The 23812-nt window shown below is 62.6% G+C and carries 28 protein-coding genes; 20 read left to right on the top strand and 8 right to left on the bottom strand.

The window, feature by feature from the left end:
- Positions 1 to 20: 20 nt before the first annotated feature.
- The 4 genes from E7813_RS15045 (at position 21) to E7813_RS15030 (ending at position 3745) form a co-directional block, all read left to right on the top strand.
- On the top strand, positions 21 to 284 hold the full coding sequence (locus E7813_RS15045) for a hypothetical protein (RefSeq protein WP_291575184.1): 264 nt from the start codon (positions 21 to 23) through the stop codon (positions 282 to 284).
- Positions 285 to 499: 215 nt separating this feature from the next.
- Positions 500 to 1996: an IMP dehydrogenase gene (guaB, locus tag E7813_RS15040; protein ID WP_291575182.1), complete on the top strand. Its 1497-nt coding sequence runs from the start codon at positions 500 to 502 to the stop codon at positions 1994 to 1996.
- 54 nt (positions 1997 to 2050) lie between these two features.
- Positions 2051 to 2674, top strand: coding sequence for a hypothetical protein (locus tag E7813_RS15035; RefSeq protein ID WP_291575180.1), 624 nt, complete (start codon positions 2051 to 2053; stop codon positions 2672 to 2674).
- 45 nt (positions 2675 to 2719) lie between these two features.
- Positions 2720 to 3745: an NADP-dependent oxidoreductase gene (locus E7813_RS15030; protein WP_291575178.1), complete on the top strand. Its 1026-nt coding sequence runs from the start codon at positions 2720 to 2722 to the stop codon at positions 3743 to 3745.
- An 18-nt stretch (positions 3746 to 3763) separates the two neighbouring features.
- Here E7813_RS15030 and E7813_RS15025 read toward each other — a convergent pair whose 3' ends face one another.
- The 5 genes from E7813_RS15025 to E7813_RS15005 all read right to left on the bottom strand — a co-directional run bounded on the left by E7813_RS15025 (position 3764) and on the right by E7813_RS15005 (position 9173).
- Entirely contained in the window at positions 3764 to 4264 is a 501-nt protein-coding gene (locus E7813_RS15025; protein ID WP_291575175.1) for a hypothetical protein, read from the bottom strand.
- 240 nt (positions 4265 to 4504) lie between these two features.
- A complete protein-coding gene (locus tag E7813_RS15020) occupies positions 4505 to 6709 on the bottom strand; it encodes a fused MFS/spermidine synthase (protein ID WP_291575174.1) in 2205 nt (734 codons plus the stop codon).
- 267 nt (positions 6710 to 6976) lie between these two features.
- On the bottom strand, positions 6977 to 7777 hold the full coding sequence (locus tag E7813_RS15015) for an SDR family NAD(P)-dependent oxidoreductase (RefSeq protein WP_291575173.1): 801 nt from the start codon (positions 7775 to 7777) through the stop codon (positions 6977 to 6979).
- Position 7778: 1 nt separating this feature from the next.
- Entirely contained in the window at positions 7779 to 8333 is a 555-nt protein-coding gene (locus E7813_RS15010; protein ID WP_291575172.1) for a carboxymuconolactone decarboxylase family protein, read from the bottom strand.
- Between the two features lie 27 nt (positions 8334 to 8360).
- Positions 8361 to 9173 (bottom strand): SDR family NAD(P)-dependent oxidoreductase, encoded by an 813-nt coding sequence (locus E7813_RS15005; protein ID WP_291575171.1) that lies wholly within the window; start codon positions 9171 to 9173, stop codon positions 8361 to 8363.
- Between the two features lie 86 nt (positions 9174 to 9259).
- On the opposite strand from E7813_RS15005, the gene E7813_RS15000 reads away from it, so the two are divergent.
- The gene (locus tag E7813_RS15000; protein ID WP_291575169.1) at positions 9260 to 10084 is read left to right on the top strand and encodes an amidohydrolase family protein; all 825 of its coding nucleotides are present in this window, start codon (positions 9260 to 9262) and stop codon (positions 10082 to 10084) included.
- Between the two features lie 98 nt (positions 10085 to 10182).
- On the opposite strand, the gene E7813_RS14995 is transcribed toward E7813_RS15000, so the two are convergent.
- Both E7813_RS14995 and E7813_RS14990 read right to left on the bottom strand, forming a co-directional pair.
- Complete coding sequence (locus E7813_RS14995) at positions 10183 to 11031, bottom strand: metallophosphoesterase (protein ID WP_291575167.1); 849 nt, start codon at positions 11029 to 11031, stop codon at positions 10183 to 10185.
- A 54-nt stretch (positions 11032 to 11085) separates the two neighbouring features.
- Complete coding sequence (locus E7813_RS14990; protein ID WP_291575165.1) at positions 11086 to 11346, bottom strand: hypothetical protein; 261 nt, start codon at positions 11344 to 11346, stop codon at positions 11086 to 11088.
- A gap of 118 nt (positions 11347 to 11464) precedes the next feature.
- Here E7813_RS14990 and E7813_RS14985 point away from each other — a divergent pair, with 118 nt between their 5' ends.
- The 3 genes from E7813_RS14985 (at position 11465) to guaA (ending at position 14954) form a co-directional block, all read left to right on the top strand.
- Positions 11465 to 11887: an MAPEG family protein gene (locus E7813_RS14985; protein WP_291575163.1), complete on the top strand. Its 423-nt coding sequence runs from the start codon at positions 11465 to 11467 to the stop codon at positions 11885 to 11887.
- A gap of 28 nt (positions 11888 to 11915) precedes the next feature.
- On the top strand, positions 11916 to 13217 hold the full coding sequence (locus E7813_RS14980) for an RsmB/NOP family class I SAM-dependent RNA methyltransferase (RefSeq protein ID WP_291575162.1): 1302 nt from the start codon (positions 11916 to 11918) through the stop codon (positions 13215 to 13217).
- A 141-nt stretch (positions 13218 to 13358) separates the two neighbouring features.
- Positions 13359 to 14954 carry a glutamine-hydrolyzing GMP synthase gene (gene guaA / locus E7813_RS14975; RefSeq protein ID WP_291575161.1) on the top strand — a complete coding sequence of 532 codons (1596 nt, stop codon included), beginning with the start codon at positions 13359 to 13361 and terminating at the stop codon, positions 14952 to 14954.
- A gap of 99 nt (positions 14955 to 15053) precedes the next feature.
- Here guaA and E7813_RS14970 read toward each other — a convergent pair whose 3' ends face one another.
- The gene (locus E7813_RS14970) at positions 15054 to 16046 is read right to left on the bottom strand and encodes an alpha/beta fold hydrolase (protein WP_291575216.1); all 993 of its coding nucleotides are present in this window, start codon (positions 16044 to 16046) and stop codon (positions 15054 to 15056) included.
- Between the two features lie 155 nt (positions 16047 to 16201).
- Between E7813_RS14970 and E7813_RS14965 the strand changes: the two genes are divergently transcribed.
- From E7813_RS14965 to E7813_RS14910, 12 genes are all read left to right on the top strand, one after another.
- Positions 16202 to 16807 (top strand): glutathione S-transferase family protein, encoded by a 606-nt coding sequence (locus E7813_RS14965; protein ID WP_291575160.1) that lies wholly within the window; start codon positions 16202 to 16204, stop codon positions 16805 to 16807.
- Positions 16808 to 16958: 151 nt separating this feature from the next.
- Positions 16959 to 17342, top strand: a complete 384-nt coding sequence (locus tag E7813_RS14960) for a nuclear transport factor 2 family protein (RefSeq protein WP_291575158.1) — start codon at positions 16959 to 16961, stop codon at positions 17340 to 17342.
- A gap of 819 nt (positions 17343 to 18161) precedes the next feature.
- The gene (locus E7813_RS14955; protein WP_291575157.1) at positions 18162 to 19382 is read left to right on the top strand and encodes an MFS transporter; all 1221 of its coding nucleotides are present in this window, start codon (positions 18162 to 18164) and stop codon (positions 19380 to 19382) included.
- 54 nt (positions 19383 to 19436) lie between these two features.
- Positions 19437 to 19766, top strand: a complete 330-nt coding sequence (locus E7813_RS14950) for a metalloregulator ArsR/SmtB family transcription factor (protein ID WP_291575155.1) — start codon at positions 19437 to 19439, stop codon at positions 19764 to 19766.
- The gene (locus E7813_RS14945) at positions 19763 to 20257 is read left to right on the top strand and encodes an SRPBCC domain-containing protein (protein ID WP_291575153.1); all 495 of its coding nucleotides are present in this window, start codon (positions 19763 to 19765) and stop codon (positions 20255 to 20257) included. Before E7813_RS14950 ends, E7813_RS14945 begins: the two co-directional genes overlap by 4 nt.
- A gap of 84 nt (positions 20258 to 20341) precedes the next feature.
- Entirely contained in the window at positions 20342 to 21121 is a 780-nt protein-coding gene (locus E7813_RS14940; RefSeq protein ID WP_291575151.1) for a DUF899 domain-containing protein, read from the top strand.
- Positions 21118 to 21396, top strand: a complete 279-nt coding sequence (locus E7813_RS14935; protein ID WP_291575149.1) for a hypothetical protein — start codon at positions 21118 to 21120, stop codon at positions 21394 to 21396. Before E7813_RS14940 ends, E7813_RS14935 begins: the two co-directional genes overlap by 4 nt.
- A gap of 56 nt (positions 21397 to 21452) precedes the next feature.
- A complete protein-coding gene (locus E7813_RS14930; RefSeq protein ID WP_291575147.1) occupies positions 21453 to 21776 on the top strand; it encodes a metalloregulator ArsR/SmtB family transcription factor in 324 nt (107 codons plus the stop codon).
- Positions 21773 to 22183 (top strand): SRPBCC domain-containing protein, encoded by a 411-nt coding sequence (locus tag E7813_RS14925; protein WP_291575146.1) that lies wholly within the window; start codon positions 21773 to 21775, stop codon positions 22181 to 22183. Before E7813_RS14930 ends, E7813_RS14925 begins: the two co-directional genes overlap by 4 nt.
- Before the next feature lie 35 nt (positions 22184 to 22218).
- A complete protein-coding gene (locus E7813_RS14920; RefSeq protein ID WP_291575145.1) occupies positions 22219 to 22623 on the top strand; it encodes a DUF1801 domain-containing protein in 405 nt (134 codons plus the stop codon).
- Positions 22624 to 22696: 73 nt separating this feature from the next.
- Positions 22697 to 23044 carry a Lin0512 family protein gene (locus tag E7813_RS14915; protein ID WP_291575144.1) on the top strand — a complete coding sequence of 116 codons (348 nt, stop codon included), beginning with the start codon at positions 22697 to 22699 and terminating at the stop codon, positions 23042 to 23044.
- Between the two features lie 43 nt (positions 23045 to 23087).
- Entirely contained in the window at positions 23088 to 23786 is a 699-nt protein-coding gene (locus E7813_RS14910) for a GNAT family N-acetyltransferase (RefSeq protein ID WP_291575143.1), read from the top strand.
- Positions 23787 to 23812 lie beyond the last annotated feature (26 nt).

The following is a 23812-nucleotide window of genomic DNA, read 5'->3' as shown; positions in this document are numbered from 1 at the left end:
CCGCCGCCGGAGTTCCGACGATGATCTATGTGCTTGCTGCCTTGTTGCCGCCGATCGGCCTGTTGCTGAACGGGCAGCCGTTTGCCGCCCTCTTCAACCTGGTCCTGATCGTGTTTTGCGCGATTTTCGGCCTGATTTTCCACGTTCTGCTGCTGGTGCCGTCGGCGCATGCGGTGATCGCGATACATCTGAAGCGGGAAGAGCGCCGGCACCGTGAAGTGGTGCAGGCGATCCGCCGCTACGACCCGCCGCCGGGCTATCCGCGCTGGCACGGCGGAAACTGATTTATCCGCGCCGGCGCGGCGGAAACCGGGTTATCCGCGCTGATCGAAAAGCCTGTGCATGGCTGCCAAACGCTTTGATTCCATTGGCCGCCATGCTATCGACCACCGCCAACCCTATCGATGGGATCTGATTCGACGACGATGCCGCGCATCGCCGGTCAATCGGCTCATCCCGAGGTCAGATCGCGGCGGCAGGCCGCTGAACGGAGTTGGCGATGGCAGTGGTGCTGGGACTTCAGGCGATCCGCGAAGCCTATACGTTCGATGACGTGCTGCTAAAGCCCGGCCTGTCGGACATCCTGCCCTCGGAAGCCGATATCCGTTCCCGCGTTACCCGCGCCATTCCGCTCAACATTCCGATCATCGCCTCCGCCATGGACACCGTCACCGAAGCGCGCATGGCGATCGCCATGGCGCAGTCGGGCGGCATCGGCGTCATTCACCGCAATTTCGATGTCGACGGCCAGGCCGCCCAGGTGCGGCAGGTCAAGAAGTTCGAATCCGGAATGGTGGTCAATCCGCTGACCATCGGTCCCGACGCGATGCTGTCGGACGCGATGGCGTTGATGAAGGACCATGGATTTTCCGGCATTCCGGTGGTCACGGGTGCGGCCAAGGGCGTTCCCGGCAAGCTGGTCGGCATCCTCACCAACCGCGACGTGCGCTTTGCCACCGATCCCAAGCAAAAGATTTCCGAGCTGATGACGCACGAGAATCTGGTGACGGTGCGCGAAGGCGTCAGCCAGGACGAAGCCAAGCGGATGCTGCACCAGCACCGTATCGAAAAGCTTCTGGTCGTCGACGATCAATACCGCTGCGTCGGCCTCATCACCGTTAAGGACATGGAGAAGGCAGTCGCCCATCCTTTGGCCTGCAAGGACACCCAGGGCCGGCTGCGGGTCGCGGCGGCGACCACGGTCGGCGAGAACGGTTTCGGCCGCACCGAGCGGCTGATCGATGCCGGGGTCGATATCATCGTGGTCGATACCGCGCACGGTCATTCCTCGCGGGTGCTGGAAGCCGTCAACCGCATCAAGCGGCTTTCCAACGCGGTGCAGGTCATCGCCGGCAACGTCGCCACCACGGAAGGCGCGCAGGCGCTGATCGATTCCGGCGCCGACGCGATCAAGGTCGGTATCGGCCCGGGTTCGATCTGCACCACCAGGATCGTCGCCGGCGTCGGCGTGCCGCAGCTCACCGCGATCATGGATGCGGTGGAAGCGGCGAAGAAGGCCAATGTGCCCGTGATCGCCGATGGCGGCATCAAATATTCCGGCGATCTTGCCAAGGCGCTGGCGGCTGGCGCCGATATCGCGATGGTCGGCTCATTGCTGGCCGGTACCGACGAGACGCCCGGCGAAGTGTTTCTGTGGCAGGGCCGCTCCTACAAGGCCTATCGCGGCATGGGCTCGGTAGGGGCGATGGCGCGCGGCTCCGCCGACCGTTACTTCCAGCAGGACATCAAGGACACGCTCAAGCTCGTGCCTGAAGGCATCGAGGGTCAGGTGCCCTACAAGGGCCCGGTCGGCAATGTCATGCATCAGCTGGCCGGCGGCCTGCGCGCGGCAATGGGATATGTCGGCGCGAAAAACCTTGCTGAATTCCACGAGAAGGCGCAATTCGTTCGCATCACCGGCGCTGGCTTGCGCGAAAGCCACGTCCACGACGTCACCATCACGCGCGAGGCTCCGAATTACCCCGGCGGGGTGTAGCCGAGTTTCACCTCAACAATATTCTCAACAATATTCGAAAAGAAGTTGGTCATTATGGTCGATTGGTCGGACGACAGGGTTGCAGCACTTTCGGATCAGGATCTGAAGAATCTGCTTGCCAACGCCGAGCGGAAAGCCGTCGCCGGCGTGATCGCGCAGTGCAAGGCCGAGATCGAAAAGCGCAATGCCACAAAGCCGCGGAAGGCTGCCAAACCGCGCACCGAATTGAAGGAATTCGAGCACGACATGTCCGCCCGGCTCGCCGCCGTGGGCAAGGAGATGGCGGCGAAGTACGACCTGTCCGAAGAGACCGCGAAAGCCAGATCGGCCGGCGTGAAGGGTTTCAAGGCGCACCGGCTGCTGGACGCCAAGGGCTATGCCAAGCTCGGCGGCATGCAGCGCGACGGCTCGGTGGCGGTCGACCGCTATATTTCGTACCGGCGCGGCAAGGACATCGTGTCCTTGAGCGTGTTTCTGCTCAAGGATGCGCCGATCGAAGCCCACGAGTTTCATGTCATCGCGCCAAAGGCATTGCTCGATGGTGCAAAGCCGGTCGCCGAAATTCGCCCCACTGCGACGGAAGCGCAGAAGCAGTCGGCCGACAGCGGGCTTGCATTCAAGGATTTGCCTGACGCCGCGGCCGCGTTCGACGCGGCGCTGGCAAAGATCACAGCCTGAATCTAGACCGTCGCAAAGACGAAAACAAAATTGGAGGAAACCACCATGCCGCAATCCGCCAAGCGCGTCGTTCTCGTCTCTCGCCCGGTCGGCGAGCCCAAGGCGTCAAACTTTCGTGTGGAAGACTACGCGGTGCCGGCCCCCGGTGAGGGCCAGGTCCTGCTGCGCACCATCTGGCTGTCGCTCGATCCCTATATGCGCGGACGCATGAGCGACGGGCCGTCCTATGCGGCGCCGGTGCCGATCGGCGGCGTCATGGAGGGTGGCACGGTAAGCGAGGTGATCGGCTCCATCAATCCGGGCTTTGCCAGGGGCGACATCGTGCAGTCGCGCGCGGGCTGGCAATCGCATGCACTTTCCGACGGCAAGGGATTGACCAAGATCGATCCGAAACTCGGACCGGTCTCGGCCGCGGTCGGCGTACTCGGGATGCCCGGCATGACCGCCTATACCGGGCTGCTCGATATCGGCAAGCCGCAGCCCGGCGAGACCGTCGTGGTTGCGGCGGCTTCCGGCGCGGTCGGCTCGGCGGTCGGGCAGATCGCGAAGATCAAGGGCGCCCGCGCGGTCGGCATCGCCGGCGGCAAGGACAAATGCGACTACGTCAAAAAAGAACTCGGCTTCGACGACTGCCTCGATCACCGCGACCCCAATCTAGCGGGCAAACTGAAGGACGCCTGCCCGAAAGGGATCGACGTCTATTTCGAGAATGTCGGGGGTGCGGTGTTCGAAGCGGTGTTTCCATTGCTCAACACGTTCGCGCGCGTGCCCGTCTGCGGCCTGATCGCGCATTACAATGACACCGAGGCGACAGCGCCCAAATGGCCTGCTACGATGATGCGCGCGGTGCTGACCAAGCGTCTTACCATCCGGGGCTTCATCGTCAGCGATTTCGCCGCGCGCCACGCCGACTTCCTGCGCGACATGTCGCAATGGGTGCGCGAGGGCAAGGTCAAGCATCGTGAGTTCATCACCGAAGGGCTCGACAGCGCCCCGGCTGCGTTCATGGGGCTGTTGAAGGGCGCCAATTTCGGCAAGCAGTTGGTGCGGGTCGGGCCCGACAAGGCGTGAGCCCGCGCTTGCGCCGGTCTAGCTGCGGCCGATCAACCGTTCGAGGATAGCCTCCGCGATCGCGTGCGGAACGCGGCGCCAGTCATCCGGCTGCAACACATATTGTGCACCGACCAGTTGCTGGCCGCTGGCTACATCCCACAGGCGAAATTCCACCATGACGCGCTGATCCGGTTTGCGCACGATGCGGCCGGTGACCAGGCTTTGAGCATCGATGCTGCGCCATTTGTCGAAATGTGGGGCAACATCGATGTTGTCCTCGACAAGTTCGTGGGGGTCGAGCAGCGCCAACCGTCCCGACGCCTTCAAATCCGAGATAATAATTTCGGTCATCTCGCGCGCGTTGACCTCGCCGGATGGCGGACTATCCGAGAACTCCGGCACTGCGATCGAGATTCGCCGCTGATGGTTGCTGTCCTGGTCGTTCGCCGCTGCCGCATGCGGCAATGCTGCGCAAGCAGAGAGGACGGCAAGGATAGCTATTGATCCGCGCCGGGTGACCGGATTCATCTTCGACATCGAAAACCCCCGTAGATGCCTTTCAGGCGCCGGTTCGGATCAAAGCCGGGATTGATGGCGAATCTGGGCCGTTGGCGACAACGATCGTCTTTGTCACGCACGGGCATCGGGGAGGCGATCATCCTCGTCCACCGCATTCTGCTTTGCCTGGCGCCGGTGACGAGGCTCTCTACCCGCTTACCGACCACTCTCGCATAAAGAGTCACAGCGGCGGAGCGGAGCGTTCGGATCGTCCCGCTGTCAGTCGCCCTCTCGAAATTTGGCGATCAGCGGCCCCAACAGGTTCGAGAAGTCGTCGCTCCAGGGATATTCACCGGGCTCCGGCGTTTGTAAATCCCAGTCTTTCAGGAGTCCAAAATCGTCGTTGTTGCGTGCCAGGATCATGACGGTCGAAAACTTGATCATTGGGTCACCGCCGACCGTTTCGTCTTCGTCATAAAGCCTCGCGATCAGCTTTTCACTCGCGGCCGTCTCCGTCACAACCCCTGTCAAGTCGAGGTGATTGTTGGAGATGTGGGTGACGATGATGCCACCGGGATTTAATCGCGACAAATAAATGCGCAGAGCTTCCCGTGTCAGCAAATGCACCGGAATTGAATCCGAAGAGAAGGCATCGACGACGATCACATCATAACGCGCGTCCTTTGCCTCGGCGATGGTCAACCGTGCATCGCCAAGAACGATATTGGCGTCCGGCTTGCAATCCCGCAGGAACGTAAAGCGTTTTGGATCACGGGCGATACGGATGACCTCGGCGTCGATTTCGTAATAATCAAGATGGTCATCCGGCTTCATAAGACAGGCAATCGAGCCGGCACCGAGACCGATAACAGCGGCATGAATTGGTCCCTGTTTCTTGTCCTGCACGGCGTCGATAGCTTCTGCGATGGGGGAATCAGGATGGTAATAGGTGGATAGTTCGGGTCGGCCGGTGACCGGCTTGCCGTCATCGGTGGTCAATCGCTGCGCACCATGCAATTCCATGCCGTGGCGCAGTACGCGAAAACGGCCGTCCGACGTCACTTCGATCTTGTGGACACCGAAGAAACTGCGCACTGTTTCGAGATGCCTCACATTCGGCGGGTAGATTCGAGTGATGAGAAAGACTGCGGCGAAAAGCAGGGCCAGTCGCAATGGCAATTCGCGCGATGCGACGGCGCAAGCGATCAGGATGGTAACGGCGCCCCAGACAAGCCAATTGTACGGTGGAATGATCGAGAACCCTTCGTACAACCCGGGCAATGCGGCGAGCAAGACCAGCACAACGAGCGTTACAACTAGCCGGGCTTCCTTTCCCCTCGGCCAAGCCAGCCCCGGCCGCGCCAGCGCGGCCGCAACCACCAGCAACGGGTATTCGGCGATCCATGAAAAAATGTGAGGAGCTATCAGACCTGAGAAAATTCCACCGAGCACGCCGCCCAGTGACATGCAAAAATAGAATCGCGTGAGGTAGGCAGCCTGTGGACGCGTCGCGGCCATCAAGCCGTGACATATCATCGCCGTCACGAAGAACGTGAGCAAGTGGAGCGCGACATCGACGATCAGCCATGTGCGAATATCGAGTGCGAGCGTCAGCACGAGCAACGCCAGCAGGAATGGCTGGAGTTTTATCCAGGTTTCCTGTTGGATAAAGGTGCGTCGGCTGAATACCAAGATAAAGCTGATCAGGTAAAGCGATAGCGGAAGCACCCATAGAAACGGGGCAGCAGCAACATCCGTAGTGATATGCGCCGTCGCCGCGATCATCAGTGCTGACGGCACGAAGGCAAGCACCACCCAGTAGGTCATTCGGCCAAACGCAGGGGGCGCTTCTGTCGCCTGCGCGTGCGGCAAAACGGCCTCGCCTTCGCTGCGAAAGAAAACCAGGACTCCGCATGCGGCTATCAGCGCGATCAACAAGTAGTAGCCGGAGCGCCAGAGGCTGCCTTGGAAGCTCAGCGTCGAAAATGGCTCGGCCACGAACGGGTAGGCAAATAATGCCAGCAAGCTTCCGGTATTGCTCGCCGCGTAAAGAAAATAGGGATTTTCGGCCTGTCCAAGACCGGAGCGGGCGAACCAGGCTTGCAGCAGTGGGCCGTTAGCGGACAGCGCGAAAAACGGAAAACCTATGGAGACGGCGAACAGACCCAGTAAGAACAATTGTTCGTGGCCTGCTGGTGGCAAGCCCCAGCCTTTCGCAATGGCGACCGGCAGGAACATCGCTCCGCCCAACATAACCGCGAGGTGGATGAACAAAGCGAGCGGACCACGTACCAGGCGGGTTAAAATATCGGCATACGCGTAACCAAGCAGCAAAATGCCTTGAAAAAACACCATGGCCACGGACCATACCGATGGTGAACCACCCAGGCGCGGCAGGACCATTTTCGTGAATAAAGGCTGCACGGCGAACAGCAACGCGGCGCTAAGAAAAATTGTCGCCGTATAAATCGGAATGAGTAGCATCGAAGAACCAGTCGTCGGGACCGACGCAGCTTCTCCCCGCTCGCTCACAGACATGGTGTTGCTCTAATAATCCGTTCCCGAGCCTTATTGCTACAGAATGACGCTATGCCGCGCAAGCTACGCAGCCGGTCGATCATACCGACGGCTGAAACAAGATGATCAGTTTTTAGGCTCGATCACTTTTGGGGCCAAAGAGAAGATTGATTTCGACTGCCACGACGCTTCGCGTCCAGCGCGAGCGGCGATGCCGTGTCGGCCGGGCAATTGCTAGCCGCGCCGTACGCTGGCGCCGCCGTCCACCGGCAGCGTCACGCCGGTGATGAAGTTGGCCTCGTCGGAGGCCAGAAACAGCGCGGCGTTGGCGACGTCCCAGCCGGTGCCCATCTTCTTGCGCAGGGGCACCTTGGCGTCGCGCTCGGCTTCGACCTCGGCGCGGGTCTTCTTGAACTCGCGGGCGCGGGTGTCGACCGCCATCGGCGTGTTCATCAGGCCGGGCAGGATCACATTGGCGCGGATGCCGTACTGGGCGTTCTGGTAGGCGAGCTGCTCGGTGAAGGAAACCATCGCCGATTTGGTCGCCTTGTAGGCCACATACGGATAGGTGGTGATGACGGCCATCGAGGAGATGTTGATGATGACGCCGCTCTTCTGCTTGCGCATGATCGGGATCACGTGCCGCGCGGCGAAGATGCAGCTCTTGAGGTTGATCGCGATGCAGCGGTCGAGCGCTTCCTCGGTGATATCGAGCAGTTCGGCATCGCCGCCCGACAGGCTGACGCCGACATTGTTGTGCAGGATGTCGACGCGGCCCCAGCGTGCCTGCGCGTCCTCCACCATGGCCTTGATTTGGGCCTCCTTGGTGACGTCGGCCTTGAAAGCGAAAGCTGAGCCGCCCTTGGCGCCGATCATGCCGACCGTCTCCTGCGCCGAAGCGAGGTTGTGATCCACGCACAGAACCTTGGCGCCCTCGCGCGCGAATGTCAGCGCGGTGGCGCGGCCGTTGCCCATGCCTTCGCCGGGGCTCTGGCCGGCGCCGACCACGATGGCGATACGATCTTGCAGGCGCATGTCAGCTCACTCCCGGAATCGGGTACTGCTGCAGTACCTCTTTGTAATAGGGCTCGTTGTCCATCTTCATGGTCGCGAGCACGCGCACCACGGCGCAATAGAAGGCGATGGTGAGCACCAGATCGGTCATGTGCTCATTGGACAACTCCTTCTTGATCTCGGCGAAGGTGGCATCTGACATCGCAAGCTCGCGCACCATCTCGCGCGCGCCTTTCAGGATCGCTCTCGCGAGCGGCTCGAGCTTCGAGGATTTCCCTTCGGTCTCGGCCATCATGGCGTCGATATCCTCGTCGGTGACGCCGAATTCCTTGCCGATCTTGACGTGATGGGTGAATTCGTATTCCGACTTCTCCATCCAGCCGACCTGCAGGATCGCAAGCTCGCGCAGGCGCGGGTCGAGCTTGCTCTTGAAGCGGATGTAGCTGCCGACGCCGTTGAAGGCGCGCGCCATGTCGGGCGAGTTGACCAACAGCTTGTGCAGGTTGGTGTTGCGCTTGAGCAAGTCGCGATATTCGGGCGCGACCTGGTCGGCTTCGAGATAGGGCAGGCGGGCCATTTTGCTTGTTCCTTTTTGATGGCGCGGTCAGTGATCCCGGGAATCGCGTTCCGGCCCCTGCAGCGTGACGCCGCCATCGACCACCAGCACCTGGCCGGTGATGTAGCGAGCGTAATCGCTGAGCAGGAATTTCACGGCGTGGCCGACGTCCCAGCCGGTGCCTTCGATCTTCAGCACCGAGGCCCTGGCGCGTTGCCGGCGCGCGGTCTCGCTCATGCCGCGGGCATAGACCATCGGCGTGTACATCGGCCCCGGGCAGATGCAGTTGACGCGGATATTGTCGCGGCCGTGATCGACCGCCATCGCTTGCGTCAGCCCGATCACCGCGGCCTTTGAGGTCGAGTAGGTGGTGAGCCCGCGCGGCCGCAGCGCTGAGATCGACGAGATGTTGACGATCGCGCCGCCGTTGGCGGTCTTGATCATGGCCGGAATCGCATACTTGGACAGCAGGAACATGGTCTCGACATTGACCAGCATGACGCGGCGGTATTCCTCGGGCTTCTCGTCGACCACGCTGCCGCGGCTGCCGATCCCGACATTGTTGTCGAGGAAATCGAGCCGGCCCCAGCGGTCGACAGCAGCCTCGACCAGCCGCTTGCAGTCGGCTTCGTCGGTGACGTCGCCGGCCTGCGCCGCCGCGGTGCCGCCTTCGGCCTCGATCATTTCCACGGTGCGCCCGGCGAGCTTGAGGTCGCGATCGCTCACCAGCACCTTGGTCCCGGCGCGCGCCAGCAGAATCGCCGCGGCCCGCCCATTGCCGATGCCGTCGCCTGCGGCACCCCCGCCGCTCACCAGCGCGACCTTGCCGGCCAGGCCGGCGTCATCCTCAGGTCCCTTCATCGCGTTTCTTCCCTTTGCCGGTTGACGATAGCAACGCCTTGCGGGAGAGAGAAGGCCGGTTATCTCGATGCGGCCCGGATCAACCCATGAAGATCATCGACGCGCAGGTGCACATCTGGTCGAAGACGGTGGTGCCGACCTCCGGCCTGCACCGCAAGGTCTCCCAGTTCACCGCCGAGGAGGTTTTGCGGGAAATGGACGAGGCCGGCGTCGATGCCGCGCTGATCCATCCGCCGAGCGGTTGGGATCCCGATGCCAATGCGCTGGCGATCGAGGCGGCGCGGAAATATCCGGACCGCTTCGCCGTCATGGGCCAGTTTCCGCTCGACAGGCCGGAGAACCGAAAGCTGATACACGGCTGGCGCGATCAGCCGGGCATGATGGGGCTGCGCTGGCCGTTATTGCTGCCGGAGCACCAGAAGTGGCTGTACGACGGCTCGCTCGAATGGCTATGGCCGGCGGCGGAGAGGGAAGGCCTGCCGATCGCCATGATGGGCGGTATTTTCCTGCCGAAATTCCGCGACATCGCCGAGCGTCATCCCGATTTGCGGATGATCCTCGATCATTGCGGCCTCAACCGGAATGGCCGGGATGCCGAGGCCTTTATCCATCTCGACGAGCTGGTGGCGATGGCGAAGTTGCCCAATGTCGCGGTCAAGGCCACCGGCGCGCCGCATTATTCGACGGAAGCCTATCCCTTCCGCAACATCCAGGATGGGCTGCATCGCATCTTCGACGCCTTTGGGCCGAAGCGGGTGTTCTGGGGCACCGACATCACCCGCATGCCCTGCAGCTACCGCCAATGCGTGACGTTCTTCACCGAGGAGATGCCCTGGCTGAAGGGCCAGGACCTCGAAGACGTGATGGGCCGCAGCCTCTGCGCGTGGATCGGCTGGGATTACAAGTTCTAGAGCGTTTTCGAGCGAAGTGGATACCGGTTCGCGTAAAGAAAACGCGTCAAAACAAGAATCTAGAGCCCCGTTTCGATTCCATCGAAACGGGAACGGCTCTAGCTCGCTAACCCTTTCGAAACCCTGGCGAGCAGCGAATCCATGTCGAGATCGGTCTGGCTCGGCGCCCGGACATGGCGGACCTCGAAGCTGTCGGGCTGGAAGCGATATTCGACCAGCCCGACTTCCTTGATGCCGATCACTTCCTGCCGCGCATCCGAAATGATGAAGCCGGCCGAAGGCGCCCAGACATGACGGATGCGGGAGTAGGTGAAATCCCGGCGCTGGTGAACGTGTCCGCTGGCGACCAGCCGCAGGTCGACGGCGCGCAGCATCTCCACCAGACGGCGTCGCGCCGGCATCGGCACATAACGGATCGCGTCTGCCGCAAGTTCGGGATCGTCGGGCAAATTGAGATAAAGCGGCTTGTGCAGGAACAGCGCCACCGGCCGGCCACCGGCGCTTGCGAGTTCCGCAGCCAGCCAGTCGAACTGGTCGGCCTCGCGCGCCAGCCCGGTATTCATCACCAGCGAGTTTAGTCCGATGAAGCACCAGCCCGCGGCATCGAAGCGCCAGCGATCTTCGCCGAAGATCGACAGGAACGCCTGCTGGCTTTGTTCGGTGACCGGAGGAGACGGCTTTGGACCAAGCGCGGTCGGGTTGTCGCCGATGTCGTGGTTGCCCGGCAGATAGCGGCAAGACACGGGCAGGGCTGCATGTAATGTCCTGGCGAATTCAAGATCGTCCGGGCTGGTCGGGCCGTCGAAGGCGAGGTCGCCGGTGTTGACGACGAGATCGGGACGTCTGGCGTCGATGTATTCGCTGGCGCGGTGAAAGTTCTCGGTCAGTTCCGGCAGGCGGCGGGCGAGATGCGTATCGGAAATCTGGGTGAGGCGAAATTCGGGCATGCAGCATTCCTTCCGGCGCGATCATACATCCGCCTGACGTCGGAATGATGAAACCTAAAGGGCGAGGACGATGCCGAGATAGGCCAGTGCGGCATGCCGCATGTCGTAGGCCGCGAAGGCGAGCAGCCCGAGCACGAGTGCCGCGGCGAGGCCATGCCGCAAGATATCGCGCGTGCTGCGATATCCGGTGCGGAAATAGACCGTCAGCAGGACGGCAACCGCCAGCGCCGCTGCGGCGCCGGCCAGCCCCGATATCGCCATGCCGGACCAGCCATCCGGGCCGCCGTCGGCGATCGTCATGAGAAATGCACTCATCTGCCCTTGGTCACCCCGGCGGCGACGGAGGTTCAACGCCGCCGGCCGGGATTTATTGTCAGGGGGGAGCGCGGTCGCTATAGCGGGGACTGACGCTCGGTCACGGGGGAGGATTTCAATGTCGCTTCAGATGGTTTTGCTGCCGGTTTTCGTGCTGGTCGGGCTCACCTTCTTCCTGCTGCTGGGAACGTTCGGGGCGCGCCGGGGCGCCTTGATCAGCGGCCAGACCAGGGTGAAGGACATCGTGCTGGGGCAGCCGAACTGGCCGGCCCGCGCCACCCAGATCGGCAACTGCTACATGAACCAGTTCGAGCTGCCGCTTCTGTTCTACATCCTGATCGCGATTGCGCTGCCGATCCGCCACGCCGACCTCGTGATGGTGATGCTGTCGTGGGTATTCGTGGTCTGCCGTTTTGCCCATGCCGGCGTTTTCGTCACCTCCAACGACCTCAAGGCGCGTTCGCTGTCGTGGTTTGCCGGAGCATTGGTGCTGTTCGCGATGTGGCTCTACTTCGCGCTGAAGATTCTGCTGCTGATCTGAGCCTTACCTCTGGAACTGAAAGCTTTGAATGACTCCCGCAGCGCGGCTTTCCGCGGCCATCGAACTGATCGACACCATCGACGCCCAGCGCGTCCCCGCCGCCAAGGCGCTGAAGGAATGGGGCACCGCGCATCGCTATGCCGGCTCGGGCGATCGCGCCGCGATCTCGGGCCTAGTCTGGGACGTGCTGCGCCGCCGCGCCTCGAGCGCCTGGATCATGGACGAGGATACTGCGCGCGCGCGCGTCATCGGCATGCTGCGGCTCGAGCGCGGCCTTGATACCGAGGCGATCGCCGCGCTATGCGACGGCAGCCGTTTCGCGCCTGGGCCATTGACCGAGTCCGAGCGTGCCGCGCTGACCTCTCGTTCACTGGCCGATGCGCCGGCGCACATCGCCGGCGATTATCCGGAATGGCTCGACGGCTATCTCGCGCAAGTATTCGGCGACGACCGCGTCGCGGAAGCAACCTCAATGGCGAGCCGCGCGCCGCTCGATCTGCGCGTCAACACGCTGAAGGCCAGGCGCGAGAAAATTCTCGCCTCGATTGCGCATCTCGGCGCCAAGCCCACGCCATGGTCGCCGCTCGGCCTGCGCATCGAGCTCGGCGCCGACGCGCGCAATCCCGGCATCCATTCGGAAGAAGACTTCATCAAGGGCGCCATTGAAGTGCAGGATGAGGGTTCGCAGCTCGCAGCCTTGTTATCCAATGCAAAACCCGGCGAGCAGGTGATCGACCTCTGCGCCGGTGCGGGCGGGAAGACCCTGGCGCTGGCAGCCATGATGCAAGGCAAGGGCCGGCTGATCGCGACCGACCACGACAAGCGGCAGCTTGCGCCGATCTACGAGCGGCTGTCGCGTGCCGGCGTGCATAATTGCGACGTGCGCACCCCGAAGGGCGAGGGCGACACGCTGAGCGATATCCACGCCTCAGCGGATCTGGTGCTGATCGACGCGCCCTGCACGGGAACCGGCACCTGGCGGCGCAATCCCGACGCCAAATGGCGGATGCGCCCCGGCGCGCTGGAAGTGCGGCTGAAGGACCAGGTGACGGTGCTGGATCGCGCCGCCGCCTTGACCAAACCGGGCGGGCGGATCGCCTACATCACCTGCTCGGTCTTGCCGCCCGAAAACGCCGACCAGGTCCGCGGCTTCCTCGCCCGCCATCCGGATTTCACGGTGGTGCTGCCAGCGCAGACCGTGACGGTATTGTGGGACAAAGCGGAAGCTTTTGCCGCGGCGACGCTGCAATCCTCGGAGGGGTTATTGATGACCCCCCGCCGCACCGGAACCGACGGATTTTTCGTGTCGGTGTTGCGCCGAACTGGTTGATCCTCGTCATGCCCGGGCTTGTCCCGGGCATCCACGTCTTGCTTTTCCTGCCCATTTTAAGCCGTGGATGGCCGGGACAAGCCCGGCCATGACGGCTGCGGAAGGGTTGCGGGGCCGCCTTGGGCAGCGTAATTCCTTCCCATGACAGCAGCACAGCCCGCAGCAGAGTCGGCGCCTTCGGTGGCCTCGGCGCATGACAAGATTCTGATCGTCGATTTCGGCAGCCAGGTGACGCAGCTGATCGCGCGGCGGGTGCGCGAGGAGGGCGTCTATTCCGAAATCGTGCCGTTCCAGAAGGCGGAAGCGGCGTTTCTTGTGATGAAGCCCAAAGCCGTGATCCTCTCCGGCGGCCCGGAATCGGTGCACGAAAAAGGCTCGCCGCGCGCGCCGCAGGCGATCTTCGATTCCGGCGTTCCCGTGCTCGGCATCTGCTACGGCCAGATGACCATGGCGGCGCAGCTCGGCGGCACGGTCGAGGGCGGACATGCCAGAGAATTCGGCCGCGCCGACGTCGAGGTCAAGGCCACGAGCAAGCTGTTCGACTCCACCTGGAACATGGGCGAGCGGCATCCGGTCTGGATGAGCCATGGCGACCGCATCACCGCGATGCCGCCCGGCTTTGTCGTCGCCGGCACGTCCGCCAATGCGCCGTTCGCCGTGATCCAGGACGAGAAGCGCAAATATTACGGCCTGATGTTCCACCCCGAAGTGGTGCACACGCCCGACGGCGCCAGACTGATCCGCAATTTCGTCCGCAAGGTCGCCGGGCTCACCGGCGACTGGACCATGCGCGCGTTCCGCGAAGAGGCGATCGAGAAAATCCGCGCCCAGGTAGGTAAGGGCAGCGTGATCTGCGGGCTGTCCGGCGGCGTCGACTCCGCGGTCGCCGCGGTCTTGATCCATGAGGCGATCGGCGACCAACTCACTTGCGTGTTCGTCGACCACGGGCTGCTGCGCAAGGACGAAGGCAAGACCGTGGTCGACCTGTTCCGGCATCACTACAACATCCCGCTGGTTCACGTTGATGCCTCGAAGCAATTTTTGGGCGAACTGGCCGGGGTTACCGACCCCGAACAGAAGCGCAAGACCATCGGGCGCCTGTTCATCGACGTGTTCGATGCGGAAGCAAAAAAGATTGGCGGCGCGGAGTTCCTGGCGCAGGGCACGCTCTATCCCGACGTGATCGAGAGCGTGTCGTTCACTGGCGGACCTTCGGTGACCATCAAGTCGCATCACAATGTCGGCGGGTTGCCGGCGCGCATGAACATGAAGCTGGTCGAGCCCTTGCGCGAACTGTTCAAGGACGAGGTCCGCGTCTTGGGGCGCGAACTCGGCCTGCCCGACATCTTCGTCGGCCGCCATCCGTTCCCGGGACCGGGCCTTGCGATCCGCTGCCCCGGCGAGATCACATCGGAAAAGCTCGATATCCTGCGCAACGCCGACGCGGTCTACATCGACCAGATCAGGAAAGCCGGCCTCTACGACAAGATCTGGCAGGCCTTTGCCGTGCTGCTGCCGGTGAAAACCGTCGGCGTGATGGGCGACGGCCGCACCTACGAATACGTCGTCGGCCTGCGCGCGGTGACCTCGACCGACGGCATGACCGCGGACTTCTACGCCTTCGACATGAAGTTCCTGGGCGAGACCGCCACGCGGATCATCAACGAGGTCAAGGGCGTCAACCGGGTGGTCTACGACGTGACGTCAAAGCCGCCGGGGACGATCGAGTGGGAGTGAGGGGAGTACTGTGGAGTAACGTGGGATCGAGCGGGGTGTTAAAGGCGTTGTTGCACCACCGATAGTGGTCAATAGTCGTCACACTATTCTGGACCTCGCTTAGGCTTTACTGTCGAAACGCCTTTTGCCAACTGGGTTTTCATCCGAAGTCAACGCGGGCAGATAAACCCGCATCAACTCCGAACCCGCTTTAGTTGTTCCGCAGAGGCTTCGGCCTAGAAGGTGGCGGTGAAGAAACTCGATCTCATCGGCGACCACTGCCTCGTGGGGCGGCCCGTCGTAGATGTCGAAGTGATCGACACCTGGATAGATGCGGAGTTCACCTTTCGGGGCTTGGCGCGCGGCCTCAATTGCAGGCCCCGGCTTGGCAACCTGATCGTCCGCGGCAACGCAAACCAACCAGGGACAGTGAAGCGAGGCTGCATGTCGGATAGGACTATATGGGGGACCCAACAGCCAAGACGCTGAGACGCGGTTCCGCCATCGAGAGTCCTCACCGATTGCGACAACACGCCGCCACCCGACCTCCGCGCCGGGCGCACTGATGAACGCCGCCTCATCGGGCTGACCAACGGCGGGCAAATAACGACCTTCGGCAGCCGCAGCCTTCAATTGCTCCACGACGTGCCGAGGCTTGGCGTAGGTCTGGGTGTCCCTGTCGAGAAACGGAACCTGGCTGATCACCGCGGCCACCTTGGGATCCTCCGCTGCCGCGGCGAGCGCGTTGCCCCCGCCAAACGAGGACCCGAATGTCGCCACGCGTTCGGCATCGATGTCGGGCAAGGAACGGGCAAACGCGATGGCGGCACGCCAGTCTTCCAACTGACGGGAAGGCTCGAACAGGTCCGGTTCGCCCGTGCTGTCGCCAAAGCCCCGATGGTCGAAAACGAACGCCGCGATACCGGCGGCCGAAAACCGATCGGCGAACGCGCCCAGACGGTCTCGCCGTGTGCCGCTCAATCCGTGGGCCATGACGATGATGGGTCTCATCCCTTCATCCGCCGCCGCCGGGTAGAACCACGCAGCGCAAGTGTCACGGCCGGAGGAGAACGTCAGTTCTTTGCGACTCATGCTCATTGGACTTGTCCTTATTGCTTTTAGCGTGGCTTGCCCCTACCAACCGGTCCCCACGCTTCATACGCAATGCGGACTACATCCGCGTTTAACGTTGGCCGCCCCGACGAGTTCCCCCTGACGTGGTCGTCCCAAGTCGCGTTCCCCAGAGAGCCCAAGAGGAAACTTTGCCAGTGATAAAAATATACGACTTTCCTCACGGCGCGCGGGGGCTGCGGGCGACCTGGTTATGCGAGGAGATGGGAATTGCCCACACCTTCGTGCCCGTCAGCTTTCCGCCGGACGGGAGCTACCGAGCGCTCAACCCCTTCGGCACTGTGCCTTTCCTACAGGACGGCAACGTGTCGATGTCTGAATCGGTCGCGATCATGTTTTACATCGCGCAGAAATATGGACCAAGTGATGCCTTGCCGCCCGTGGACGACGAGCGCTTCGCTAAAGTCCTTCAATTCACTCTGATAGGGGAAGCGTCGCTGTCATCGCCGATGACGCCGCTGCTTGCGGCCCGCTTCGGTGCGCCGGACGATCAAAAGCGCAACTGGTCGGCGATCGGAATCGAGTCCCGGCTTAAGGGAACGGTCGACCGAATTGGTGATGAACTCGGTGACCGCGAATTCCTTGTGGGCGACGGACTAACCCTGGCGGACATTTCGGTGGCGACCGCCTTGCGAATTTGGAGTCGAGGTGTCGGCCAGGATCTTCCCACGACACTGCGGGCATATTGCGAGCGGCTCCAGGAGCGGCCGGCTTGCAAACGCGCCATGGCCGCACACGGCTGATAGCGGCTCTTTGATCCCGAATGAAGATTCACCCCACGCGACTCGGCTAGCTAGGCGGGTTATAATTGAAGCCGTAACCCCCACGTCTTCAACGTCGGCGATGGCGGATTACGCCTGCGTCTCTAGCTGGACGCGCAAGCGGGAGATTGCGATGGACGATCAAACCGTACGCTCTGCGCTTGAACGCCACTGGGACGCCTCGGACGCCAACGATTTCGAGGCCGAACATGAAATCTACCGCGAGGATGCCGTGCTTGATTATCCGCAATCGGGCGAGCGGATCCGCGGCCGGCGCAACATCAGGGAGAGCCGCACCGTCCAGCCCAACAAGAAGCGCTTTACGGTCCGGCGGATTATCAGCAGCGGCGATCTCTGGGTCAGCGAATTCGTGCTGAGCTATGACGGCGTGCCGTCCTACGTCGTGAGCATCATGGAATTCCGCGAAGGGAAGGTCGCCCACGAAACGCAATATTTCGCCGACCCGTTCGAGCCTGGACCGTCGCGCGCGCATCTGGTCGAGCGGATCGGGGGCTGATAAGGCCAGTCAGAATCGTTCCTGACCGGGGGCGGAACTGGCATATCACCGGCGTCATTAGGGAATGAAAATAAATTCCTTAAGGCCCCCAACGACTTCCTAAATCGATCTGTCGGGCAAATCAGTGTCAAGCCCCTTGTGCAAAAATGTTCTGGTTTTCAGAAATAGCAAATCAGTTCATATCCATTCCTGTCCCGCCCCCTCAAGGGGCGCTCGCGATCGTCACGGACGCGGGGCGGGATGCGATGGACGCTGATGGCGCTTTTGACGAACAGCGCTGATGCGGACGATGAAGTCGTGTGGTCCTGACGCCTCGACGCCGGCGTCAAGTCAGTGGAGGCAACTTCGCTGGCGACGGTGACAACAAAGCCCGATCACCGGGGAGAGCACGAAGGAACTCGTTAAAACCATTCGCGTGCGGGGATGCCGGGTGATTCCGGTGGACCTGTGGTGACTGTTACCGGCAAGGCTTGTTTTTTCTGCCCTGCCGGGCTGCGGGTGCATCGTGCGCCCGGCATTCCCCACGCCCTCTGGGGCGAAACCAGCATGCACAACCCGGGCGATTCCTGCCGCGGGAACGCGAAGGTGTGTTTCCAACTGTCATCGCCCGGCTTGACCGGGCGATCCAGTATTCCAGAGACGCTGATGATTGAACCGAAAAGCCGCGGCGTACTGGATGCCCCGCTTTTGCGGGAGCATGACGGCTGTGGTGGGGTATCGCATCCGCCGCTCGAAAAAATTTCCTCGCGGATATATCCTGGTGTCGGTTCCAGTCCGTCCCGTTCGTCTATATCCCGAGAGAGCTCCGGGAGATCGCAAATGAACCAATCTCGCTATCGCTGGGTGATCGTCGCCGCCGGCGGCGTCCTGGGCTGCGTCGCCATCGGCGGCATGTTTTCGCTGCCGGTGTTCCTGCGGCCGATTGCGCAGGATACCGGCTGGTCGGTGACCGGCGTGTCCAGCGCCATGACGGTCGCGTTCCTCGCGATGGCCTGCACCAGCATGATGTGGGGCAGCCTGTCCGACCGGTTCGGGCCGCTGCCGGTGGTGCTGACAGGCTCGATCGTGCTGCCGGCAAGCCTGGCGCTGGCGAGCCAGGCGCCGTCGCTGCTCGCATTTCAGATCATGTTCGGGCTGATGGTCGGCGGCTCGATCTCGGCGATCTTCGCGCCAATGATGGCGTGCGTCACCGGCTGGTTCGATACCCATCGCAGCCTCGCGGTCTCGCTGGTCTCGGCAGGGATGGGGATGGCGCCGATGATCATGTCGCCGCTCGCGGCGTGGCTGGTCTCGAACCACGGTTGGCGGTTCTCGATGCTGGTGATGGCCGCGGTGGTCGCGAGCGTCATGATCCCGGTCTCACTGCTGGTGCGCCGTCCGCCGGCGCTGGCGCGCGCGGGCATCGCGCCGGCCGGCGAGGACGCGCCGCCGGCGGAGATGTCGGTCGGCCAGGCCGTGCGCTCGCCGCAATTCATCATCCTGCTCGCGACCAACTTTCTGTGCTGCGCGACGCATTCGGGCCCGATCATCCACACCGTGAGCTATGCGGTCACCTGCGGCATCCCGCTGATAGCGGCGGTGACGATCTACAGTGTCGAAGGGCTGGCGGGGCTGGGCGGCCGGATCGCGTTTGGTCTCGCCGGCGACCGTTTCGGGGCCAAGCGGGTGCTGGTGGCGGGGTTGCTCGCGCAGGCGTTCGGCGCGCTGGCTTACGTGTTCGTGCGCGAGCTCGCCGCGTTCTACGCCGTCGCGGCGCTGTTCGGCTTCATCTATGCCGGCACCATGCCGCTCTACTCGGTTTTGGTGCGCGAGAATTTTCCGCTGAAGATCCTGGGCACCGTGATCGGCGGCACCGCGATGGCCGGCAGCTTGGGCATGGCGACCGGTCCGGTCGCCGGCGGTTTGATCTACGATACCTTCGCCAGTTACGCGTGGCTCTATATCGGTTCCTGGGCGGTTGGCCTCGGCGCGTTCCTGATCGCCATGACCTTCAGGCCGTTCCCGAAGGGTGAGACCCGGCCGGAACCTGCGCCGGCGTGAAATGACTAAAAATTAGCCTTGACTAATGAATTAGTGAAGGCTAATTGATAAGGCATGAACCAGGCCACCGCCATCGATACCGTCCTGCGCACCCTTGCCGATCCGACCCGGCGAGCCGTGTTCGAGCGGGTGTTTCGGTCCGACGAGATCACCGTGGTCGAACTGACGCGTGGCAGCGGCGTTACCCAAGGCGCGATCTCGCAGCATCTGAAGTCGCTGAAGCTCGCCGGCCTGGTCGCCGAGCGTCCCGAGGGCCGCAACGTCTATTACCGCGCCCGGCCGGAAGGCCTCACGCCGCTGGTCGACTGGATCGGCCACTACGATGCCTTCTGGCGCAAGCGTTTCGCCAACCTCCGAACCCTCCTCAAGGAGATCGATCCATGACCCAGGCCGGACTGAAACCTGAAAAATCCGAAACCCAGGCCATCGTGGTCGAGGAGGTGTTTCCGCACGCACCAGCGACGATCTGGAAAACGCTGACCTCGGGCGAGTTGATGGGCCGCTGGCTCCACATGACGCCGACCGGATTTGCGGCCGTGAAGGGCACCCGCTTCACCTATCGGACCACGCCGGCCGGCGCGTGGGATGGTGTCATCCACTGCGAGGTGCTGGAGGCTGTCACGAACGAACGCCTCGCCTATGCCTGGAGGGGCGGACACGAGACAAATGCCGGATACGGCTCGCGGCTGGATACTGTCGTGACCTTCACGCTTTCCAAAGTTGAAAACGGCACGCGCCTTCGCGTGGTCCACTCCGGCTTCGCGCTGCCGAACAACGAGGTTGCTTTCAGGAATATGAGCGGAGGCTGGAAGAAGGTTGTTCCAAGCATCGGCGCCATCGCCGCGGAACAGGCCTCCTCGCAAAAGCTGCACTAGCGCGTCGCAGATCTGCCCGCATTGAAAGTCGGCATAACAGCCAACACGACAAAGAGACAAGCATCTCAACAAAGGAGACCAATCATGCAACCACAAACCGTTTCGCGCGACCAGCACGCCATGAACACGCCACCGATCGTCTCGCCGCAGCAGTGGGAGGCTGCGCGCGAGCAGCTTCTCGTCAAGGAGAAAGAACTGACCCGCGCCCGTGACGCGCTGACGGCCGAGCGGCGGCGGATGCCGTGGGTTGCCGTGGAAAAGGCCTATACGTTCGACGGGCCCGAGGGCAAAGCGAGCCTGCTCGATCTGTTCGCGGGCCGCCGTCAGTTGATCGTCTACCGCGCCTTCTTCGAGCCCGGCGTGCACGGCTGGCCGGAGCATGCCTGCATCGGCTGTTCGCTGGGCGCCGATCAGGTCTCGAACCTCACGCACCTGAATGCGCGCGACACCACGCTGGTCTATGCCTCGCGCGCGCCGCAGGCCGACATCGCGCGGCTGAAGGCGCGGATGGGCTGGGAAAAGATTCCCTGGGTCACCATCACCGACAGCTTCGACGCCGACTTCGGGGTCGATGAATGGCACGGCCACAACGCGTTTATCCGCGACGGCGAGCGCGTGTTCCGCACCTACCTCATCAACAGCCGCGGCGACGAGGCGATGGGCACGGTCTGGAGCTACCTCGACATGACCGCGCTCGGACGTCAGGAGGAGTGGGAGGACTCGCCGCAGGGCTACCCGCAGAGCCGGCCATACAAGTGGTGGAACTGGCACGACAGTTACGTACCCAACGCCGCACCCGACCCGAAGTGGGTCAAGGTGTCTGACGCCGGAGAGGCCGCATTCCGGAAAGATGCGGCGAGATGATTTCCGACGCGACTGACCTGATCCGCTCCGAAGTCGGGCGGTCCCGAGAATGGCCCAAGGTCGGCGCGGACCGTTTGCTGTCTCTCGCGGCCGCGCCGGTCTTCGCCATCATGGCGCTCGTTACGGGGATTTGGGATGGCAGTGTGGCGGGTGCGCTATGCTCGGCGGCGCACGGTGCATCGCCGTTGACCGGAATGGTTCCGATGTACCTGCTGATGAGCGTGTTCCATTCGGCGCCATGGCTGAGGCTGATCAAGGGGCGAAGAACCGGTTGACTCATATATCTCGTTGGTTATAGGTTTAATCCATAGCCAGCGAGTTATCGATTGAGATGTCACGGACGCACAACATATTGTTCAGAACGCTCGCCGATCCGACGCGGCGGACCCTGTTCGAGCGGTTGTGCCGCGAAGGCGAGCAGACGGTCGGGGCTTTGACGGCGCGGGCCGGCGTTTCGCAGCCGGCCGTCTCAAAGCATCTCGGGGTTCTCAAACAGGCCGGGCTGGTGCGCGATCGGCACGAAGGCCGCCAGACCCACTATAGCGCGCAGCTTCGTGCCCTGGCTCCGCTGATCGACTGGACCAGCCAGATGGCCGGCTTCTGGCAAAGCCGGTTCGACCAACTCGAAGATCTGCTCAAAAGGATGGATCAATGAACCAACCTGCAACTGAAACGCTGTCCGTCGTCGTCGAACGGGAACTGGCGCATCCGCCGGAGAAGATCTGGCGCGCGCTTACCCAACCGCACCTGATCGAGGAGTGGCTGATGAAGAACGACTTCAAGCCGGTCGCGGGCCACAGTTTCAATCTTCGCGCCGACTGGGGCGCGGTCGACTGCCAGGTAAGGGCCATCGAGCCGAACAAGACCCTATCTTACACATGGGGCGCCCATGGTCTCGAGAGCGTCGTCACCTGGACACTCACTCCCAGCGGCACGGGGACTCACCTGCGCATGGAGCAGTCGGGCTTCCGGCCGGATCAGAAGCAGGCCTATCATGGCGCGAGGCACGGTTGGCAGCAGTTCTTTGGGAATCTAGAACAGGTCCTGGCGCGGACAGAGTGAAGTCGGCCCGGAGAATTCAATGAGGTGCGAACAGTATGAAAAAGAGCGCAACACCCAAGGCTGAAAAGGGCGAATCCCCGTCGCGGCTGATTGACGCGAAGATCAAGGAACTGGATGACTGGAGGGGCAAGACGCTCGCCCGTGTCCGCGCGCTGATCAAACAGGCTGAACCTGAGGTGGTCGAGGAGTGGAAGTGGGGAGGCGTTCCGGTGTGGTCGCACGGTGGCATCATCTGCACCGGCGAGACCTATAAAAGCGTCGTGAAGCTGACTTTCGCCAAGGGCGCTTCGCTCAAGGACCCCAAGGGCCTCTTCAACTCCAGCCTCGAAGGCAACACCAGGCGCGCCATCGATATCCACGAAGGCGAGGAAATAAACGAAGATGCCTTCAAGACGCTGATCCACGCCGCCGCAGCGCTGAACAATTCGAAGGCGCGATAGTCGCGCGGCCGCCATGGCGATATCAGGTGAAGTTTGATATCCCTCGCCATCTAACGACAGATGGGGAACCCCGATGGCACGCGTGCGCTGTATCACCGAAATGGGCATGGGCGTCGACGTCCACGGCCGCGACGCCACCAAGGCGGCCAAGCGCGCGGTCTCCGACGCGATCCGCCACTCCAGCCTCGGGTTCTTCCGGATGGTAGGCAAGACTTCAAAGGACATGTTCGTCGATGTCACGATCGGCGTGCCGGACCCGGGCTCGGTCGATACTGCCGCGGTCGCGAAAGAACTGCCTTACGGAACCGTGACCGTCACCGCGGTCAAAGGCGGGCTTGAGATTGCTGATGAGCGCGGTGGCGATGCCATCACCATTGCCAACGCCGCCGTGGTCGTCAGTCTCGATGACGGCAACGGTTAGAGATCCGTCGTCCCACCATCAATGGCGATGAAAGCGAGGTGCGATGCCGGGTTCTGGCTTGTCAGCCCATCCGCTTGATCATCCGGTCTGGACCGCATTGACGACCCGGCAGCAGGCGTTGGCGGAAGGCGGCGCGCTGGCGCGGCGCTATCCTGCGGCGATAGCGCCCTTTGCGGCCGTGCCGGACGGCTCAACGCAGGGTTTCGCAGAACTGGCTGCGCTGATGTCGCCATCCGACATCGCCGTGCTGTTTACGCCCGATGCCGTGACGCCGCCCGCGGCGTTCGATGTCCGGCTCGCCAAAACCGGCGAGCAGATGATCGGAATGCCCGCGGAAAACCCGAGCCACGGCCAGGAGATCGTCACGCTCGGCGCCGACGATGTTCCGGCGATGATGGAATTGACCGAACCCACCAAGCCCGGTCCCTTTAGCGCACGAGCGCACGAACTGGGCGTCTTTCTCGGGATCAGGATCGACGGACAGCTTGTCGCGATGGCGGGCGAGCGGATGAAGCCCGCTCATTACACCGAGATCACGGCGGTCTGCGTGCATCCATTGCACCGCGGTCATGGTTACGGGCAGATCCTGCTATCAGCTATTGCTTGCCGGATTTCGGCGCGCGGAGAAATTCCGTTCCTGCATGTTTTTTCCGATAACAGCCCGGCGATCGCGCTCTACCGGCGGCAGGGGATGGAAATCCGCCGCCGCCTGCATGTGACGGTGTTGCAGCGGCGAATGTGAGCGGCGGCGTTGTCCCGTGAGCGTCG

It is taken from the genome of Bradyrhizobium sp. (assembly GCF_004799405.1).
Classification (GTDB): Bacteria; Pseudomonadota; Alphaproteobacteria; order Rhizobiales; family Xanthobacteraceae; genus Bradyrhizobium.
The sequence above is the reverse complement of the archived record's forward strand: the minus strand, read 5'-3'. Positions and strand labels throughout refer to the sequence as shown.